The sequence below is a fragment of the Vibrio sp. R12-SG2-ISO1 genome (assembly GCF_059834045.1).
The window spans coordinates 16578-36264 of sequence record NZ_JCBDGO010000016.1 but is presented as its reverse complement, the minus strand read 5'-3'; the positions used below and the strand labels follow the sequence as shown (position 1 = coordinate 36264).

General features: G+C 50.0%; 17 protein-coding genes. 8 read left to right on the top strand and 9 right to left on the bottom strand.

The genetic code is table 11. The features are described from left to right. Together AC6R10_RS11990 and AC6R10_RS11985 are read right to left on the bottom strand one after the other, a co-directional pair. Positions 1 to 798 (bottom strand): response regulator (locus AC6R10_RS11990; protein WP_500672352.1); only part of this gene is annotated, 798 nt, incomplete at its 3' end. A 294-nt stretch (positions 799 to 1092) separates the two neighbouring features. Then, positions 1093 to 1554 (bottom strand): TetR/AcrR family transcriptional regulator, encoded by a 462-nt coding sequence (locus AC6R10_RS11985; RefSeq protein WP_334551601.1) that lies wholly within the window; start codon positions 1552 to 1554, stop codon positions 1093 to 1095. 497 nt (positions 1555 to 2051) lie between these two features. Between AC6R10_RS11985 and AC6R10_RS11980 the strand changes: the two genes are divergently transcribed. Next, complete coding sequence (locus AC6R10_RS11980) at positions 2052 to 2345, top strand: YfcZ/YiiS family protein (RefSeq protein WP_500672351.1); 294 nt, start codon at positions 2052 to 2054, stop codon at positions 2343 to 2345. A gap of 124 nt (positions 2346 to 2469) precedes the next feature. Next, complete coding sequence (locus AC6R10_RS11975) at positions 2470 to 3075, top strand: hypothetical protein (protein WP_500672350.1); 606 nt, start codon at positions 2470 to 2472, stop codon at positions 3073 to 3075. A 77-nt stretch (positions 3076 to 3152) separates the two neighbouring features. Here AC6R10_RS11975 and AC6R10_RS11970 read toward each other — a convergent pair whose 3' ends face one another. After that, positions 3153 to 4250, bottom strand: coding sequence for a 1-acyl-sn-glycerol-3-phosphate acyltransferase (locus AC6R10_RS11970; protein WP_500672349.1), 1098 nt, complete (start codon positions 4248 to 4250; stop codon positions 3153 to 3155). Positions 4251 to 4480: 230 nt separating this feature from the next. Between AC6R10_RS11970 and AC6R10_RS11965 the strand changes: the two genes are divergently transcribed. Then, positions 4481 to 5089 (top strand): AraC family transcriptional regulator, encoded by a 609-nt coding sequence (locus AC6R10_RS11965; RefSeq protein WP_500672348.1) that lies wholly within the window; start codon positions 4481 to 4483, stop codon positions 5087 to 5089. Positions 5090 to 5166: 77 nt separating this feature from the next. Here AC6R10_RS11965 and AC6R10_RS11960 read toward each other — a convergent pair whose 3' ends face one another. Together AC6R10_RS11960 and AC6R10_RS11955 are read right to left on the bottom strand one after the other, a co-directional pair. Beyond that, on the bottom strand, positions 5167 to 6528 hold the full coding sequence (locus tag AC6R10_RS11960; protein ID WP_500672347.1) for an alpha-amylase family glycosyl hydrolase: 1362 nt from the start codon (positions 6526 to 6528) through the stop codon (positions 5167 to 5169). A gap of 343 nt (positions 6529 to 6871) precedes the next feature. Beyond that, positions 6872 to 7777, bottom strand: a complete 906-nt coding sequence (locus tag AC6R10_RS11955; RefSeq protein WP_500672346.1) for a DUF808 domain-containing protein — start codon at positions 7775 to 7777, stop codon at positions 6872 to 6874. A 151-nt stretch (positions 7778 to 7928) separates the two neighbouring features. Between AC6R10_RS11955 and AC6R10_RS11950 the strand changes: the two genes are divergently transcribed. Then, entirely contained in the window at positions 7929 to 8852 is a 924-nt protein-coding gene (locus tag AC6R10_RS11950) for a M14 family metallopeptidase (protein ID WP_500672345.1), read from the top strand. An 84-nt stretch (positions 8853 to 8936) separates the two neighbouring features. On the opposite strand, the gene AC6R10_RS11945 is transcribed toward AC6R10_RS11950, so the two are convergent. After that, complete coding sequence (locus AC6R10_RS11945; RefSeq protein ID WP_334551586.1) at positions 8937 to 9131, bottom strand: hypothetical protein; 195 nt, start codon at positions 9129 to 9131, stop codon at positions 8937 to 8939. A gap of 160 nt (positions 9132 to 9291) precedes the next feature. Next, entirely contained in the window at positions 9292 to 10872 is a 1581-nt protein-coding gene (locus AC6R10_RS11940) for a BCCT family transporter (protein WP_500672344.1), read from the bottom strand. A 401-nt stretch (positions 10873 to 11273) separates the two neighbouring features. On the opposite strand from AC6R10_RS11940, the gene AC6R10_RS11935 reads away from it, so the two are divergent. Continuing rightward, complete coding sequence (locus AC6R10_RS11935) at positions 11274 to 13052, top strand: alpha-amylase family protein (RefSeq protein WP_500672343.1); 1779 nt, start codon at positions 11274 to 11276, stop codon at positions 13050 to 13052. Then, positions 13049 to 14893 (top strand): maltodextrin glucosidase, encoded by a 1845-nt coding sequence (gene malZ / locus AC6R10_RS11930; protein WP_500672342.1) that lies wholly within the window; start codon positions 13049 to 13051, stop codon positions 14891 to 14893. Before AC6R10_RS11935 ends, malZ begins: the two co-directional genes overlap by 4 nt. Here malZ and AC6R10_RS11925 read toward each other — a convergent pair. Further along, the gene (locus tag AC6R10_RS11925; RefSeq protein WP_500672341.1) at positions 14853 to 16685 is read right to left on the bottom strand and encodes an ABC transporter ATP-binding protein/permease; all 1833 of its coding nucleotides are present in this window, start codon (positions 16683 to 16685) and stop codon (positions 14853 to 14855) included. The two genes, malZ and AC6R10_RS11925, sit on opposite strands and share 41 nt — an antisense overlap. A gap of 92 nt (positions 16686 to 16777) precedes the next feature. Beyond that, positions 16778 to 17593, bottom strand: coding sequence for a 4,5-DOPA-extradiol-dioxygenase (gene ygiD, locus AC6R10_RS11920; protein WP_500672340.1), 816 nt, complete (start codon positions 17591 to 17593; stop codon positions 16778 to 16780). A 187-nt stretch (positions 17594 to 17780) separates the two neighbouring features. Between ygiD and AC6R10_RS11915 the strand changes: the two genes are divergently transcribed. After that, entirely contained in the window at positions 17781 to 18662 is an 882-nt protein-coding gene (locus AC6R10_RS11915) for a LysR family transcriptional regulator (RefSeq protein ID WP_500672353.1), read from the top strand. A 93-nt stretch (positions 18663 to 18755) separates the two neighbouring features. Next, the gene (locus AC6R10_RS11910) at positions 18756 to 19679 is read left to right on the top strand and encodes a DMT family transporter (protein ID WP_500632040.1); all 924 of its coding nucleotides are present in this window, start codon (positions 18756 to 18758) and stop codon (positions 19677 to 19679) included. Positions 19680 to 19687 lie beyond the last annotated feature (8 nt).

Genomic DNA, 19687 nt, shown 5'->3' with positions numbered 1-19687 from the left:
GAAAAAGCGGACTTCAGCTTGTTGGCCTAAACCATTTAAAAACGACCCAACGAGGATGTTAGAGACGTCCATTAGGAGTTCGAGTTCCTCCAACTCCTCACTGTCCGCAGGCACTTTCATCAGTTTTTTCAAATCGGAGACACTGGAGTCACTGAGCAAGACCAGCGCTTCTCCCGCAATCCCCTCACCACTGAACCCTTGACACACGCCAGAGACTTGATCATTTTCCGCCAAGTCTCTGAGCGCCATGTGCAGCTCGCTCACTTCAAAAATATTGACGTTCGGCAGCGGCAAATGGACAAACACATCAAAGTGGCGCGCAAGCGCATCTGCGGCGCGACCAATCGACACGTTCGCCACTTCCATGTAGATGTCACGGCGGCGAAGAACCGGTAGTTCCAGAGACACGGGGATCACGATTTGTGGCTTGGCCTGAGGTTCTACCAGATCTCGTAGAACCGCTTTCAACGCGTCTTGATTGATGGGTTTTTGGATGAAAGCTTTCGCCCCCAAAGACATCACACGCTCTTTCGCTTTGGGCTGAATGTCCCCTGACACAACCACAACCGGGATGTCTATGTTGCGTTTCTGGATCTCATCTAAGGTGCCAAACCCGTCCAGCTCAGGCATGGTCAAATCGAGGAACATCAGTTTGAATGAGTTCTCTTCAAGCTGTTTTAATGCATCAAGGCCATGAACCGCAAAACTGATGTCGGCATTCAGCGAAGCAGGTAGTGAACGCGCCATTTGTTTGCGGGCTAAAGCAGAATCATCACAAATAAGAACAGGTAAAGACATTCATGCACCTACTGCTAGTTATTGGTTTAATACTTTCAGTGTAACAGATAGTTAGCAAAGCGAGCATTATGAAACACTAATATAGAGAGAATTCCTATGTCTCATCAGAGGAGTGCTTGTCAATCGATGAATCGCAGCTATCAAACTAATCGGACACTACCGTTTCTAAGTCGCAACAATAATAGTCGTAGAAACGATTCTACACGAGCGTCACTTCGCGTTTAACATACTAAAAAAGAAAAACCGCGCTCTGTCTTCACAGGGCGCGGTTTAAGATATTTTCCGATTTGATGATTAAGCGGTCATGCTGACAAGGGATTTACCCATCAACCACTCGAGCTCTTTCGCACTCTCATCACCAAACTGAGTTTCTACGGTTTTGTATAGACGCTCAATTCCATTTGACGCAAATTCAGGGGCGTTGTGCGACGTCACCACATGGTGGAATAGCAGGCGTAAAATCGCTTTAAATTCTGGATTTTCTAGCGCCGTTAACCAGCTGGCCGAAAACTCATTTAATGAGTGATCAAAATCCAAGTGTTCAACAAACATTTTGAAAATACGGCCATCCAAAGCGGCGGTAAAATCGGTTTTTTTCGGGAAGTGATGACTGATCCCAGTTCGCGACACGCCGGTTTGTTGGCTCAATGTGGTGTATGACATTTTGTCATATCCGAGGCGTAACAGTTGGTCTACGACGGCATCCATTATTTTCTGAATGGTGATTTCAGTATCTTCTTTACTACGCTTAGGCATGTTTAGGCTCTTCTCTTTGTATATCCATCTAAATCAAAGTGAATCAAACATGACACCTCTACGAGTTAGCTTTACGGTGCATAACACCCTGGCAATGAAAAGCGCGCGAGCGCATTTCGTGTCGTGGCTAATGCAGAGCAACGCAAAATCTAACGATCTGGCGTAAGCTAAGTTTTCACAAAAGGCCATAGGGCATTTTTATGAAATGCAAAGACATCATTACTTCTGTATATAATAAGACCGCCGATAATCTTATAAATCCCCCCGACTGACAACCGAGAGCGCACATTCGGCGTGAGTAATTATCATTGATTTTCTCAATTAATTGACAAAGATCACACTGATAATAGGATTCATTCACAATCAATCAAGCGCCCCACTGACATCTTACAGCGTAGCACAGTAAATGGTATGACATGCTGCATCATGGGTTTTGTGTGGATTCACTTCAAATAAACCGATAAAATGACCACAAACTTTGTAAGAGGATAGTGACTATGAGCACTCAACAAGAACAAGTATGCGAAGCGTGTGGCTGTGCAGGCGAAATGGGCTTCATCATCAAAGAAGGTGACGATGTTGCACAAGTGACCATCTTCGCTGAGAACAAAACGTTGCTTGAAGCTGAGTTGGCCAAATATCTTGAACTGGCGAAACAAGTGTCTGAGAACGTCGAGTATCAAGTATCTCCTATCGCCGATGACGCAAAAGAGCTGACCGCACACTTCAAATTTGAAGTGAGCGCTGAAAAACTGATTTTTGAACTCAAAACACGTTCACTCGCGCGCTAATCACACGTATAGAGTGTGTTGATGTGTTAAAAGCGGGGTCCATCCCCGTTTTTTATTGGCTTAAAATTGACCCTAAGCCCGCTCTCTCTGATACTAAACACACGTCTGTTCATCGTGAGTGTACATGAAGTATCTCGTTAAATTTGTTGCGCTTTGGCTCAGTGCCGCCTCCTGTGTCGCTGTCGGGGAGCCACTCGACACCTACCGTATTTTGAATCATCTTGATAATTACGGAAACTTGGATCTGCGCAACAAGCCCTACACCTCTTTGCCTGATGGCCTTGTGATCAAGGGCAATCTCAATATTGCCAAAACTCAAATGACACAAATCCCGAAAGGGATAGAGATTGAAGGCAGTTTGGATGCCTCAAACAGCGGGCTGAAAAAAATCGCCCCAGGGGTCAAAATACGTGGCTATGCCAACCTCCTCGGGTCACAAGTGACTCGTTGGCCTCCCGGCATTCAGGTGGGTGGATTTCTCAATTTTACTGACACGCCTCTAGCGAGCTTGCCACCTAGATTTCGTGTTAAAGGCGATTTGAGTGTGATACGCACACCACTGACCGAGCTGCCGGAAGGACTGACAGTTGATGGGAACCTCTATATTGGCGGCTCCGCCATCACCACATTCCCAGACACCATGACGGTCAATGGCAACATCTTCCTTGGTGGAAATCGCATTAGCCGTTGGCCGACCAATCTGACCCTCGGCGGTGCGGTCGCTCCCTAGAGTGAGCACTAACCGACCGAAAAAAGGGCACAGTATTCAAACTACTGTGCCCCTATTAATTGAACCGCGAATACCGCTTACTGGTTTTTCACCGGATTGGCATAGCTAGCGATCAGGTGGCGCTGCGCGCCCTCTGGTAACGCTTGCAATTTGTCGGCTAAGCGCTGCTTAACCCCTTCTTCGACACTTTCATCGCCAGAGGCCAGCAAGTTAATTGGGAATAACTTGTAGTGACGGTGAATTTGCTCATCGATAGTACTCGCCAACTCATCAGGACTATCACAGCCCGATTGAATCACGTCGCCAAATGCCACATGGACGCGGCCTTTGTAACCCACAATACCCTGAATGATACTTTCGATATCTTCAAACTCACCTTTTTGATAAACACCTTGAGTCTCTTTTTGATGCAGTTCCAGAGCCTTAGCACTATCACAGGGATCATATTCGTAAGAGATCGAGACCGGGACAATATTGAGTGAGCGGATGTAGTCCGCAAAATCGATTTTCTGTTTACGTCCTTCAACATGAAACATCTTTAAAATCGCAGGATCAGTAAAATCATTCCCATCTTTCGCTCGGCCCTCTTTTTGTGCAATCCAAATCGAGTGACCAGTGTCGAGAGAGTGTTTAATGTACGCAGACAAGGTTCCCAACGCTTTCATCATCTCACGCGGACCTTTGGCTGAACGTTTAACAATAAAGCTCTTATTGAGCTTCATCAGCTCCGTTGCACACGGTTTTTTCAACAAATTGTCGCCAATCGCAATGCGCACAGTTTTGTGGTTATTCACGTGCAAACCATAGTTAACCAACGCCGGGTCCATGGCAATGTCACGGTGGTTAGAGACAAACAAATAGGCTTGATTAGGATCTAGCTGGTCTAAGCCGCTGTAGGTGACGCCGTCTGTTGTCGTGTTAAGCGTACGCTCAAGGTAGGATTTCACTTCCAACTGAATGGCTTCAACAGAGTTGAGCTTGGACCATTTCATTTTTAGCGCGATTTTCACCAATGGCGACATCAGCGCAGCAAACCAGCGTCCACGGTGTGAGAAGCGATGTTTTATGATGGCGCTGATAAACTCTTCATCATTAATTAAGCGTTCAATCGCAGCAGGAATTTCGTCGTCGTTGTAAGGGCGGATGTCTACAAATGGGTCTGTGGTTGTGGTCATGGTCTACTACATCAAATTTAAAGCTGGCTTATTCTACGCGGAGTTTGTGCGCTTAGCAGCTATCGTTGTCGCACAATTAGTAAGGTCAGACCAGAACGTCAGCCCATTTTTGCGCAAACCGTCACCACTTGAGGCCGAAAAGCGTGATTTGATTGTGTAGGTCAGCGGCAAGATTGGCATTTCAATGAGAAAACGGTACTCTTGTCGCCCCATAAAGAGTGAGTTTTTCCATGCATTACGCCATTTCCTATCAAGCGCAATCCCACGAGTATCTGACGACAACACCACGTCGTCACACCATCAAGCACGGTTTGCTGCGCGTCACTCAAGGATTCGTCTTTATCCGTTTGGGCAAAAAAGAGTACGTCATCGAGCCAGGCGATACCTTTTGGCTGCCATTTGATACCCTAGCGGCCGTCACCTATACGCCGAACACTCAACTGGATCGCATCGAGGTATCGGTACGTACCCAACTGCCACTCGTAAGACAAGCGGGCTACATCCAGCCTACCCCTCTACTAACCGCGCTGCTTGATCGTTTAAGCACGGTTGCTGACAGACAAAAACAGCTTCCGCTACTGACGGTCGTGCGTGATGAGTTACCCTCGATTACGCCTAAGCTGAGCGAATCCACATTCACTAAACAGCTCAATCAATGGTTAAGCGACAACACCCTGCGAGCGCAAAGCCCGTTGCCAAGTGAAGTGCAACTTTTACTCAGAGTACGTGAAGCGCGTAAGCAGATGCTGTCAGGTCAAGCGCGCAGCCAAGTAATCAAACGATGGTTTGATGGTAACGACGCCCTGTTCGACAATCTGGAACAAGCACTGGTTGGCTAGGTGATGCACGCCTAGCCAACCCGTCCATTTCAAACTCTCCCACTAAACATCGTTGGACCTACGGAGCGTCAACGTGCCTAAAGAGCTTCATTGGATTTGCGTACCAACATCATGGCGCTTTTAGGGGCCACAGTCAGCGCATTTTCAGTGCCAAATACTCTCTTTCCTGTCAGCACATCCGTCATCGCCGTCCCCTCTTTTCGCTCTATGGTTTGACTGCGTGTCGATTTGTTGATCACCACAAGACCATCATTGCCGCGAGCAAACACCAAGAGGTCGTCACCGGCTTCAATGATGCGCATCGGTTTACCATGCATTTGATTGTGAAAGGCAATGGCGGCGCACATTTTTTTATCCTTCCAAGCGGATTGCCAGCGAGGCTGACCCGTACTGTCTTGAATGCCACTGGTATCGAGATCGGTATAGATCAGCGGTACACCGCCATCTCGGCCCAAAATGTAGCAGTAAGCCAACCACTCCAACGTCTCATCCATCACCAAATTGGCAAAGACATCGTTATTGGGAATGTCGTGGGTAATGGCGAACGTGATCGCTCGACTTTCCGATAGGGCTTGGCCAAAGCAATAAGGATCCACCAAGCTTTTCAAGCTTCCTTTCGGTTGTAGCGCGTCAAACAGTGTTTGAAACAGGGGAAAGTCGTAGGCGCCAAGATCAGTTTGAGCAAGAAAGGGCTCTAAGAAGAGATCATACTCTGGCTTGGTCGCACCGCCACTGGTGATGATCTCACCAAAAATATGCACGTCGTGACAAATCTCATCTGTCCACACTTTTTGCAGATGCTCCAGCGTCATGTGTTTTGCGGCATCAATGCGAAACCCTTTGACCCCAAGTGCCTTTAGGGCTTTGAGGTATTGCTGCTGCATGCTCACCACATGCGCGTTATCACGCAGAGTAGGCAGCCCCGGGTCGCTTGGCCCGCCAGTAATTCGGCCATTTTGCACTTGCCATTTGTCCTGCCAATCCGAGATGCCGAACGCTTCGACAAAGTCATCGTGATCGAACAGTGGCTCACTCAAATCGCCAAACAAACGTTGACGCTCGTAATACGCCTTGTCCTTCTGGTAGGTCGCTATGTCCGCAGCACTGGGGTAGTCTAAATCATCACGTAGCGATGATTCATTCGCCATATGGTTAAACACTACGTCGGCGTAGATCTCAACCTTGTGCGCTTTCAGCGTGGCAATCATCGCAGTAAATTGCTCGGTATTACCCAATTGATTGTCTATCACTCGATAATCTTGCGGTTGATAGCGCTGCCACCACTGTGTGCCTTGTTCGCGCTTGAGCGATTTCATCGGTGGCGACACCAACACGGATTTATAGCCCGCGTTAGCAATATCTGTTGCTCTCGCTTTGACCATCTCATAAGGCCAATCGAAAGCATGCAAAATGACGTCGGTTGCATTCGAGATTAACATCACGATTTCCTTTACCTTTTTGTCAAACGGCTACGTCGGTAGCCCGATTGTCTGCCATTTTACCAAAGCGAGATCCGCTTGCGATTCCCCCTTTATCCGCTTCTTGCCGTAGTAGGTGCGAGGCGTAGAGAGGTGTTGTTCGATGGTAAATGGGCGTCAACTCACATAAGCTTGCTCAATAATCGTCAGCCTGATTGATTCATTGGCTAAGCCACATCGTAGTGAGAAGCGACGGATAAGGGTGCAGATATACCATGAGTATAGTTCGAATTGATATGGTTTCCGATGTGGTGTGTCCATGGAGCATTATCGGCAATGCGCGTTTACGAGCTGAACTTCGCGTCTATAAGACGAGTCGTAGGCGCTGCGCCAACGACACCACCACCGCAACCAGTAAACCTGCAAGCATACCGACCACACCATTCAGTAGTGTTGGGACGATGGCAGCGGCCAGCGTTACATTAGCAAGATCAAGGATGATGGGCTCAACCCAGTGATGAATCCAGGCGACGTTGTGGACCACAATGCCACCACCAACTAGAAACATCGCTGCGGTGCCGACTACGGTAAGAATCTTCATTAACTTGGGCGCAAAGCGGATTAAAGCGCGACCCACCGACGCCGTCATGCCTCGACCTTGGCTGCGCCTATCAAGATAGAAACCGAGATCATCGAGTTTCACAATGCCCGCCACCAGACCGTAAACACCGATCGTCATCACGAGCGCAATCAAGCTTACCACTAAGATTTGTGTCATCATGGGTTGACCTTGCACCGTGCCCAGTGCAATCACAATGATCTCTGCTGAAAGAATAAAGTCTGTACGAATAGCACCGCGAATCTTTATCTTTTCATACTCATCGATTGACTGACCGTCTAACGCTTCCGTCGCATCAGTGTGCTTCTCAGGCGAATGCACCCACTTTTCCAATACTTTCTCTGCGCCTTCATAACAAAGGAATAAACCACCTAACAGGAGCAAAGGCATAATCAGCCAAGGCGCTAATGTACTCATCATTAACGCCGCCGGGACCAATATGCATTTATTGCGCAATGACCCTTTCGCCACTTGCCACACTACCGGCAGTTCACGCTCAGCCACGACGCCTGACACTTGCTGTGCATTTAACGCCAAATCATCGCCGAGCACGCCTGCGGTCTTTTTCGCTGCCATTTTCGACATCACGGCGACATCATCTAATACCGATGCGATATCATCGAGCAGGGTTAGTAAGCTGGCTCCAGCCATAATTTTATTCACCTTGTGGATAGCAAGTTCCCAATGTAACACCCGCTCAATGCAACACCAATCTAAATTCCAGCAACCGCCCATCAATGATTGCCTCTTGCGCAAGCTATCACTATGCTGTGTGCCCATCACCAATGACAAGGGGTCACCAATGAATCAAACACACGCTTACCCTATCGGAACACGCGGGCAGAAATGGACGGACACAGAGCGAGCGGCTTGGCGAGCGAGCGTGACAAAACAGCGTGATTATCAGCAGCAAGTCCTGAGTAAGATTGAAGCACTTCGTGGTCAATTCGACGTTGAACAATACGGCTCACTTGACTACGAGGAGCAGCATTATGCACTTTACTGCATCAGAAGCCGCCAATGGGACGCAAGTAAAAAAGTGGTGTTGATCACTGGCGGCGTGCACGGTTATGAGACCAGTGGTGTCCACGGTGCGCTGGCGTTTGCCGCAGAAAAAATGGTCCATTACAGCCAATATTTCAATGTAATCGTCGCGCCGTGTGTCAGCCCTTGGGGCTATGAAACCATCAATCGCTGGAACCCCAATGCCATTGACCCCAATCGCTCTTTTTACGCCAACTCCCCTGCCAAAGAATCCGCGCAATTGATGAGGCTAGTTGAAAGCATCAACGAAGAGATTTTGGTGCACATCGACCTACATGAAACCACCGATACCGATGAAAGTGAGTTTCGCCCGGCACTGGCCGCTCGTGATGGCCTTGAGTACATAGAAGGCATGATTCCCGACGGATTTTACACTGTTGGAGATAGCGACAATCCGCAATTAGACTTTCAAGCCGCGGTGATTAACGCGGTGAGCAAAGTCACGCACATCGCCCCAGCGGACGAAAAAGGCGAAATCATTGGATCTCCTGTCGTAAGCCACGGCGTCATTCTCTATCCAATGAAACAACTCGGCCTATGTGGTGGTGTCAGTACCTGCCTGTATGGCACCACCACTGAAGTGTATCCAGACAGCCAACACGTCACCGACGAGGAGTGCAATGCGGCTCAAGTCGCGGCGATTGTCGGTGGACTTGAGTACGTGCTGGGCCTGAATCAGTAACCGAAAAGCGTCATCCCACAGACAATGGAACACAGATAAAAGAAGAGGCAGCCAACAGGCTGCCTCTTTAGTCGATGTAAGTGATTATTTGTCTAACGACAACCCCACCTGACTGATTTTACTTTTGAATTCTTCGATGCTGTCTGCTTGATAAGTAGGACTGCCGTTAAAGTAACGTGGCTTTTCTGGCTTCATTGCCTCTTTTAGCGCTTTCTCTTGCTCAAGGTCATCATGATAAACCGTCACGCGGTGCGGGATGTCCTGCTTAAACGTAGCCATCATTGTCTCCTTTTTGACGTTGCTGTTGTGTCTTCTTACTTAAGCGTAGACGCGATGCCAGGCAAGGCCTGCACCTTAATTTCGATTTGTGAGCATCACAGCAAAAAAAAATGAGCACATCGCTGTGCTCATTTTCATTCTTTCATTACCACTTAATCACTTACTGATAAGCGGGCAGCTCAGACTTCAAGCCTTTCAATAAGCTGACACACATCACCAGCAGCACCAGCGTGAAAGGCAGGCCGGTCGCAACCACGCCCGACTGCAAGGCTTGCAGGGCCTCTTTGCCCCCGACCCAAAGCATCACCGCCGCGATCGAACCCTCAATACACGCCCAGAAAATACGCTGCGGGACAGGTGCATCAATTTTACCCCCCGCCGTAATGCTGTCGATCACCAATGAACCCGAGTCCGACGACGTCACAAAGAACACCAAAATTAAGGCAATAGAAAGTACAGAAATAATGGAGCTGTAAGGCAACTGTTCATAGACATGGAACAGCGTCAGTGAAATATCCGTTAAGCCATTGGTGCCCAGCTCTCCGACTTTATTGACCACTTGATCCAGTGCAATACCACCGAACACCGCCATCCAGATCAGCGTCACCACGGTTGGAATCACGATCACGGCAAAAATAAATTCACGAACGGTACGACCTTTGGAGACTCGAGCGATAAACATACCCACAAACGGTGACCAAGATACCCACCATGCCCAGTAGAAGACTGTCCAACCATGCATCCAGTCGATGTCTTCACGGCCATGAGGGTTACTCAGCGGCAAGATGTTTTGTAGGTAGGCAACCGTGGAGTCCCAAATTGAAGTGGTAGCGACATCAAAACTGACGAATAACACAAACACCAACAGTGCAAACGCGACAATCATGTTGACGTTTGACAACACTTTCACGCCGCCATCAATACCACGAATCACTGAAATGACCGCAATGAAGGTAACGAAAGCGATGACCACCATCTGCATGCCGGTGCCGCCATCAAGACCAAACACATGGTTAATACCACTGGTCGCCTGCTGTGCCCCTAGACCCAGAGACGTTGCCAAGCCAAACAGCGTCGACAACACCGCAAGAATATCGACCACGTGACCTAACCAACCCCACGCTCTGTCACCAAAAATGGGATAAAACGCGGCGCGCAGCGACAAAGGTAGCCCCTTGTTATAGGCAAAAAACGCCAGAGAAAGCGCGACGATCGCATAAATCGCCCAGCCATGAATACCCCAGTGGAACAGCGTCGCCCCCATCGCCAGGGACTTCGCCTGATCGGAATACGGTTCAGCGTTTAACGGCATGCCCCACCAATCGGTGAAGTAGGCCGTCGGCTCAGCTACACTCCAAAAAAGTAGGCCGATACCCATGCCCGCGGCAAACAGCATAGAAAGCCAAGAGACAGTGGAATACTCTTTCTTCGCATCGATACCACCGATGCGAATTTTACCTAGGGGCGAGAAAAGGAGCGCTATCGCAAACACGACAAAGAAGTTTGTCGCCCACATGAAAAAGACATCAAAATCGGCAATGATACCGTTGCGTAAGCCGTTGAGCGCGTCGCGCGCTGTTGCCGGTTCAACCACTAGTAAAGAGACCAAGCAGAGGATGACGAGTCCTGCGCTGATACCAAAAACGGGATTGTGGATATCAAATCCCCACTTTTGAACGTTGTCTTGACCGACTTGATAATCCGTCGTGTCGATACTGTATTTTTTAAATTCACTATCCATAAATAGGTCTTTTGCTAACGTAGTGCCTACCTTAATTTTGTTAAGACTGGCGCTAAGTCGCCTCCTGATAATTTGAACACTAATTATAATCAACCGGTGAGAATCATAACATTTACCGAAAAATTGAGCAATCGTCACATTTTCATGACCATTATCGGATCAAAAAATGCATATTTTAATTAGAAAACAAAGTAATTTTCATCCTAATCCGCAGAGTCAACCGTGACGACGGCGGTCAATGATTCGAAAGTCGCTTATCCCTCCTTCGTCAGAGGAATGTCTAGCGTGCTCACAAAAACGCCCTCTACGCCCCTAATCGTTCTACCGAGGATGAGGAGGCCAAGATCAGGGTGAACTACACTTTGCTCTCATCCGATCAATACTCGAGCGAGTGGCGAAGCATGCACAAAATCACCCTGTACCAAGTCTTTACTCGCCTTTTTGGCAACACCTCTACCGCCAACGTCCCTTGGGGAACTCGCGAGCAAAATGGTGTTGGAAAATTCAGCGATTTTACGCCTCGCGCCCTTGAGGCGATTCGAGATCTCGGCATCTCCCATATTTGGTACACCGGCGTGCCGCACCATGCGCGGGTCACCGACGATTCGCAATGTGGAATACGCAGTGATCATCCCAGTATCGTTAAAGGCAGAGCAGGGTCACCCTATGCCGTCAAGGACTATTACAGCGTCAATCCCGACCTTGCCGACAATCCAGAACACAGGAATCAAGAGTTTGATGCGCTGATTGCACGCACTCATCAAGCGGGACTTAAAGTGATCATCGACATCGTACCGAACCATGTCGCGCGGGTCTACCGAGGACAAAATAACCCGCCTGGCGTGCGCGACTTTGGCGCCGACGATGACACCTCAGTAATCTATCATCGTGACAATAATTTCTATTACTTGCCCGGCGAACACTTCTCAGTGCCTGACGAATTGGCGACGAATCCCCCGCTCGGGGGAGAATCTCACCCCGCATTAGAAGAAGCGTACGTTGAGTACCCAGCCAAATGGACCGGCAACGGTTCACGCTTGGCTCAGCCCAACGCCGACGACTGGTATGAAACGGTAAAAATCAATTATGGGGTAAGGCCCAACGGTAGCCACGATTTTGCCTCTCTGCCTCCGCACTATCGCCATTTAGATTGCGGCGAACACCTGCATTTTTGGCAATCGCAAAATGTGCCGGACTCTTGGACGAAATTTCGTGATATCGCGCTTTACTGGCTAGACAAAGGCGTCGATGGGTTTCGATTTGATATGGCCGAGATGGTGCCGGTCGAGTTTTGGAGCTACCTCAACGCACACATTAAGCACACCAACGCCGATGCGATCGTGATTGCCGAGGTGTATCAACCCGACCGTTATCGTGATTACATCCAACTGGGCAAGATGGACTACCTCTACGACAAGGTGGATCTGTATGACCACCTGGTTAAGGTCACCAAAGGCTGCGCTTCCACCAGCGAGATAGGCCGCATTGAATACCAACTGCGCGATATTGAGCATCATATGCTCAAATTTATGGAGAACCATGACGAGCAACGTCTCGCTTCACCCGCGTGTTGCGCTTCGGGTGAAAACGCCATACCGGCCATGTTAGTCTCGGCGTGCCTATCGAGCGCGCCGACCATGATCTATTTCGGCCAAGAAGTTGCAGAACCCGGCGCTGAAATGGCCGGCTATGGCCAGCCGTCTCGAACCTCTATTTTTGACTACGTTGGTGTCCCTCATCACCAACGCTGGATGAATAACGGCCAGTTTGATGGCGGCCAACTCACCGAGCAAGAACGCACACTGCGTCACTTCTACCAAAGGCTGCTTAACTTAACGTTAAACAGCCCTGCGCTGTGTGGCGACTACCATGATCTCTATGCCGACAACCACCAAGCCTTTGGTGATGGCGCAGATTACCTGTACGCCTTCGCGCGCTCTTGCTCGACGCAAACCTTGATCATCGCCACCAATTTTAGCCAAACGCAGTCTCATGAGGTGACGTTAACGTTAAACGAAGCGCTCATCGCCCAATGGCAACTCACTGAGGGGACCTACGCCTTGACCAACTGCCTGAGCGGCGACACACACCAACTGCAGGTCAAAAATGGGATTGGCCGAGCCACCCTGAATTTTACGCCACTGTGCGCCTTTTACCTGGAACTCGGGGAAACACTATGACGCTACCATATCTTTTTCATGGCCAATCTCACGATTGGGTCACGCTAGATGAGACCAAACCTATCCTCACCGTGCGTTTAGCGACGGAAAAAGGCATTCACTTTGATAAGGTTCTCGTGCGCCATGAACCCGACAACGAAGAGTATTTGGTGGCCATGACCCGCGTCGACGAGACGCCCTATTTGGATATCTGGTCGGCCAGTTTCCCACTCAATCAAGATCGTGCCATCACGCACTATGTCTTCAAGCTGCTGAGCAACCAGCGTCAATACTGGCTCGATGGCCAGCAAGTGAGCACCCGCATGCCAGGTAAAGAGACGCACTTTAAGTACAATCGCGAACATCAGCCACCTAAGTGGGTCAGCCAACAAGTGTTTTACCAAATTTTCCCTGATCGCTTTTGCAACGGTAAGCCCGAGTTAAGCGTGAAAGAGGGCGAGTATCTGGTGTCTCGTGGTACTAAACCAGTCACCTGTAAACGCTGGGGTGAACCCGTCGATTTGGATGGCAATGGCGGCTGCGAATTTTATGGCGGCGATCTCTACGGCGTTGAAAGCAAACTCGATTACTTACAATCACTGGGTGTGACGGCGCTCTACCTCAATCCGATTTTTACCGCACCCAGCAACCATAAGTATGACACCGCGGATTATCGCAACGTCGACCCCCACCTTGGCAGCAACGCCCATTTTGCTCAATTATGTGAGCAATTACGCTCGCGAAACATGCGCATCATGTTGGACGCCGTCTTCAATCATACCTCCACCGAGCACCCGTGGTTTAACTTGCAAGGCTGGCATGACACCCTAGGCGCGTATCAATCGGTGAACTCACCTTACCGTGATTACTACTTGTTTAAAGATGAGGGCCAAGATTACATCGGTTGGAAGGGCATACAATCCCTGCCTGTGCTCAATTTTAACAACCCAGAGGTAAGAGAATACCTCTATCAAGGGGACGATGCGGTGATCAAGCATTGGCTAAAGCCACCCTACTCCATTGATGCTTGGCGATTTGATGTGATTCATATGCTGGGCGAAGGAGAAGGGGCAAAGAACAACGCGCACTACGTCAAAGCTTTTCGTGACGCTGCCAAGCAAGTCAACCCGGATTGCTACGTACTGGGCGAGCACTTCTTTGAAGCGACTCAATGGCTGCAAGGCGATCAAGAAGATGGCGCAATGAACTACTATGGGTTTGCACACCCACTCAGAGCACTGCTGACAGGTTTAGACATCGCGTTTGATCCAATCGACATCAATGTCAGCGAGTTTTTGGATTGGCAAGCCGAGGCGAGAGCGAAACTGCCGTGGGCCAATCAATTAGCGCAGTTGAATCAGCTCGACAGCCACGATACTGCGCGCTTTGTTGAGCTAGTTAAAGAGGAACCCGAAAAATACGCCTTGGCTGCCACGCTACTATTTAGCTATGTCGGCGTACCTTGCGTCTATTACGGCAGTGAATTGGCACTCGAAGGCAGTCATGACCCCGATAATCGCCGCTGCATGCCGTGGGATAAGGTGGATGCTAACCCCACTCTGGCTCTGTTTCAGGCATTGATCGCCATGCGCAAACAACACCCGGCGCTGCAATACGGTGATTACGTCCCTCTGGTACACGACGACAACAGCTTTGTGTTTGCGCGTACCCTAAGCGATGAAGTGATTGTTGCCGCCTTTAACGTCAGCAACCAAAACCAAATCGTCTCTATTCCACTGTGGAAGCTCACCAAACCGGTGTTTGTGTTGACCGACTTACTCGACAAACACGTCCTCCCCGTCGAAGGAGAATCTATGCAGATTACCCTACCAGCGATGGGCGCGCGCTTGCTTGGTGGCTAAATTGTAATTCAACCAGGCGCTGATAGAGCTCACATGACTCGAGCAGCGCCGCATGGCTGCCTTGGTCAACTAACCGGCCCCCGTCGAGTACAGCAATACTGTCCGCGTGTTGAATGGTCGATAGACGATGCGCAATGATCAACGTCGTGCGGCCTTGCATCAGTTGCTCAAGCGCCTGCTGAACGTGATGTTCACTTTCACTGTCGAGTGCACTGGTGGCCTCATCGAGCAGTAATATCGCGGGATCTTTCAGAATCGCTCGCGCAATCGCAATGCGCTGCCTTTGACCACCGGACAAACGCACACCGCGCTCGCCGAGAAAACTGTGGTAACCGTCAGGCAGCGCCATAATGAACTCGTGCGCATGGGCTTTTTTCGCCGCCCGCATCACCTCTTCATCACTCGCGTCTGGGCGACCATAACGAATATTGTGCATCACATCTTGGCTAAACAGGGTTGGCTGTTGGGGAACCAGCGCCATATACTCGCGCAGTTGACTCGGTTCAAACTGCTTCACATCACGCCCTGCGATGCGCACCTGACCAGATTGCGGGTCATAAAAGCGTTGTAGCAGTTCAAACAGCGTGGTTTTTCCTGCGCCTGACGGACCAACAAGCGCCAGCACTTGACCATCTGCGACCTTAAGTGAGAGGTTATCGATTGCCGCCACATCTGGCCGCGATGGGTAGTGAAACGTCACCTGCTCCAGTTGCACGCTCGCTCCTTGGATTGGGCTGTCGCTCATGGCCTCACTCGGCCCCACAATATCACTTTGCACTTGAAGAATGTCGACCAAACGCTCTGTTGCCCCCGCCGCGCGTTGTAGCTCGCCCATGACCTCAGACAACGTGCCTAACGAGGAGGCGACCATAATGGCGTAGAACACGAACGCGCCCAAATCGCCAGCCGACATGGTGCCATGAATCACATCTCTTCCGCCGACCCAAAGCATCCCTGCAATCGCAGTAAAGACGATCACAATCACTCCGGAAATCAATATGGCGCGCTGCTTCACTCGCTGACGGCCAACGTCGTAGGCCTTTTCAACTTCAGTGGCAAAGGCCGCACGCTCAAACGCCTCACGGGAATAACTTTGCACCGTTTTAATCTGTTCGACCGCTTCGCCGGCGTAACTGCCGACATCCGCCATCGAGTCTTGGCTACGTCGTGATAAAGCGCGAACTTTACGGCCATAAAAAAGAATCGGGACCAACACAAACGGCACGGATGCCAGCACCACCAAAGTTAATTTCACATTGGTGGCAAACAGCATCACTATCGCACCTAAACACATGAGTGCGCTGCGCATCGCCATGGAGAAAGAGGATCCAATGATACTTTGCAATAAGGTGGTATCGGTGGTGAGTCGAGACATGATCTCGCCGCTGCTGTTGGTTTCAAAGTAACTGGGGTGCAAAGAAATCACATGATTAAACACCGCAAGGCGTATATCTGCACTGACGCGTTCCCCCACCGATGAAACCAGATAAAAGCGAAAGAAGGTGCCCACCGCAATCATGATGGTGACCGCCACGATATAAAGGATCGCTTGCTCAAGCTCCGCCAATGACTGCTGCGAAAAGCCATTGTCGATAAGCATGCGTACCCCTTGACCCACCGAAAGCGTCAACGAGGCAGTCGCCACCAACGCAATCAACGCGCCGATGACCTGCCAGCGATAAGGACGCACAAAAGCCAGTAACTCGAATAAAATCGCTAAGCTTTTACGTGATTGGGCACTTGGTGTTGCCGAAGATGTGTGATTTTGCTGATTGGTGGATGCTCGTCCCATCAAATGGTCTCTTTTCCCGTCATGATGACGCTAGGCTATTGAACAGCTTCGAGACTACCACCTCACACATTAGGATGCACCCATTGGCTTTATCAATAAAAGAGGAATGAACGCATCGACACCGCGCCCAGTTCAATGCCACCTGTGATTGAGGAAAGCCGATCTTGTTCATCCGACGCTCCCGCAACCGTTAGCGCAGGCACATAGTGCTCAAGCGTTGGATTCGCTTGATAAAGCAGAGAACCCAGCTCACGCGTATCCGCCAAGGATGAAAAGCGTCGTGTTTGCAGCGCCTGGCCAACTTTATCATCGAACTCTAGCGCCCAATCATGAACATGACCGTCTAAATCAAGATCGCGTAGGTTGTGCACCACGTTGCCAGAGCCAATAATTAACACGCCACGGTGGCGAAGTTCACGCAATGTTTTACCGAGATTGAGATGCCAATCGAGCGGTTTCGTGACATCAATCGACATCTGGAATACAGGAACGTTGGCCTCTGGGTAAAGAAATTTCAGCAGCGCCCACGCTCCGTGATCAAGCCCCCACGTCTCATCTTCATGGGCGTTGATGTGGTCAAGCAACTGCACCACTTCTCGCGCGAGCCTTGGTGCCCCGGGGGCCGGATATTGCTCTTCATACAGGGCCTTGGGAAAGCCGTAAAAATCATGAATGGTGCGAGGCTGCGCGGAGACATCGACTAGCGTGGAGCCTTGGCTCATCCAATGAGCAGACAGCACCAAGATCGCTTGAGGGGTTGGTAAACTGGCGCCCAATTCAAGCCACGAACGACTGTAGCGGTTGTCTTCAATGATATTCATCGGTGAGCCATGACCCAGGAAGATCACTGGCATGCGTTCGGATGCGCTCAATGAGCGTTTTAGTTGTTGATAAGTCACGTTGGTCATTATTGTGCCTCATAGTATTCGCTGGAGATGCTCCCTTGTAAGTAGGAGCGGATGGACTCAGTATGCGCAAAATAAATAATGAACACTATGTAGATTATGTGGAATAATTATCTATATTTTGTTCGCAATCTCATGCGCAAAAATGCTCCCCATTTCGATTGATCTTAGGAGGATACTCGTGGATAAAATGGATGGACTTAGAGCCTTTGTCGCCACCGCGCAAACGGGATCGTTTACCGCAGCGGCGCAAAGGCTTGGCATCTCTAACCGACTCACCTCCAAATATGTGGCGCAATTGGAAGCGCAGGTCGGCGCCCGCCTGTTGCAACGCACGACACGCAATGTCAGTGTCACCAATGCGGGGTTGCGCCTACTCGAGCAAGCGCCACGCCTTCTCGCCGAATTTGACGAACTGTTCGAGCAAGTCGGTCGCAGTCATCAACAACTCTCTGGGCCACTCAAAATCTCCGCCCCCATCACCTTTGGTGAACTCTACCTGCAAGATCTACTGCGCCGCTTTGCCTTGCTTCATCCAGAGATTGAACTTGACCTGCGCTTAACCGATGATTTCGTTGACCTAGCGATGGAGGGATTTGATCTTGCTTTTCGCATCGGCCTGCCCGACAACGCTTCCGTTCGTGGCCGTAAGTTAGGCATTATTCACAGTCAGTTAGTGGCCTCTACGGAGTATTTGGCCGCCCACGGCACGCCGATTAACATCGACGATTTAGCGCAACATCGATTGATCATTGACACCAATCGGCAAGGTTACCAACGTTGGACCTTTACGCGAGAGGGCGTCCAGAGTGACTTCAAACCGCGCAGCCAACTTAAAGTCAACAGTGCACGCGTGGCAAAAGAGTGGGCAGAGCAAGGGATGGGTATCGCTTTGTGCCCCGATTTTGTCACTCAGGATGGCATCAAAAGTGGGCGTTTAGTTCGGGTACTGGACGATTACGACCTCGGCACACGTTCGATGTACGCCATCTATCTAGCCGGGCATGAAATTCCACGTAAAGTCCGCGCGCTGATTGATTTTGCCCATCAAGAACTGTCATCCACAATCTAACCTATCTACCCAGCAAGGCTTGGCGTATGATGCGAGACTATTGCGAATAATAATGAGAAGTCAGCTCAAGCTCCCCTTGAGCCATTTACTGCTATGAACGTCACTACGCCAACCCAACTTATCCCCGTTGGGGTTCGATTTATGCTCTTGTCTGCACTGGGCTTTGCTCTGATGTCGGCAAGCGTCAAGTACGTCAGTGAGCACGGTATTCCTGTGTTTGAGATTGTTGCAGCGAGGGCCTTGGTGTCTCTCATCATCAGCTACCTGGATGTGAAGCGTAAGCGCCTCTCGGTATGGGGACACAATCGTAAATTGCTCCTCGTTCGCGGCGCCGTGGGCACCTTCGCTTTGATGTGTGTCTACTATTCGGTCACCACGCTGCCCCTTGCGGAAGCGACCATCTTGCAATACGTGCACCCGGTGTTCACCGCGCTGCTTGGCGTGCTGTTTTTAAAGGAGCGCATTCAAAGCGCCACCTTAGTGTGCATCGCTCTCTGTTTAACTGGGCTTGCCGTGATGATGCAACCCAACTTCAGTGACAGTGTTCACCATGAACTGCCTCCACTTAGTGTGATGCTCGCGCTCGGCGGCGCGTTTGGCAGTTCGATTGCTTACGTCATCGTTCGTAAATTGAGCCAAACCGAAGACAGTTCAGTGATCATTTTCTATTTCCCGTTGGTCGCCCTACCTACCTCTTTGCTACTGATGGGCGATAACGTCGTTTGGCCAAGCTTGCCAATGCTGTGCATGTTGGTCCTGGTGGGCATTTTCACCCAAATTGGCCAATACGGTTTGACGAAAGCGATGCAAACCCAAGAAGCAGGCAAAGCCTCGGCGTACTCTTACGTGCAAATCGTCTTTTCTACCCTAATTGGTGTTTGGGTCTTTAATGAAGTGCCATCGCTATGGACCTACCTAGGCGGCACATTGATCATTACCGGCGCTTTGATCAATGTGTTTGGACGGAAAATGCTGCCACCTCTTCGTAAAAGAAATGGGGCAACACGGGCGAAATAGCCGATTCA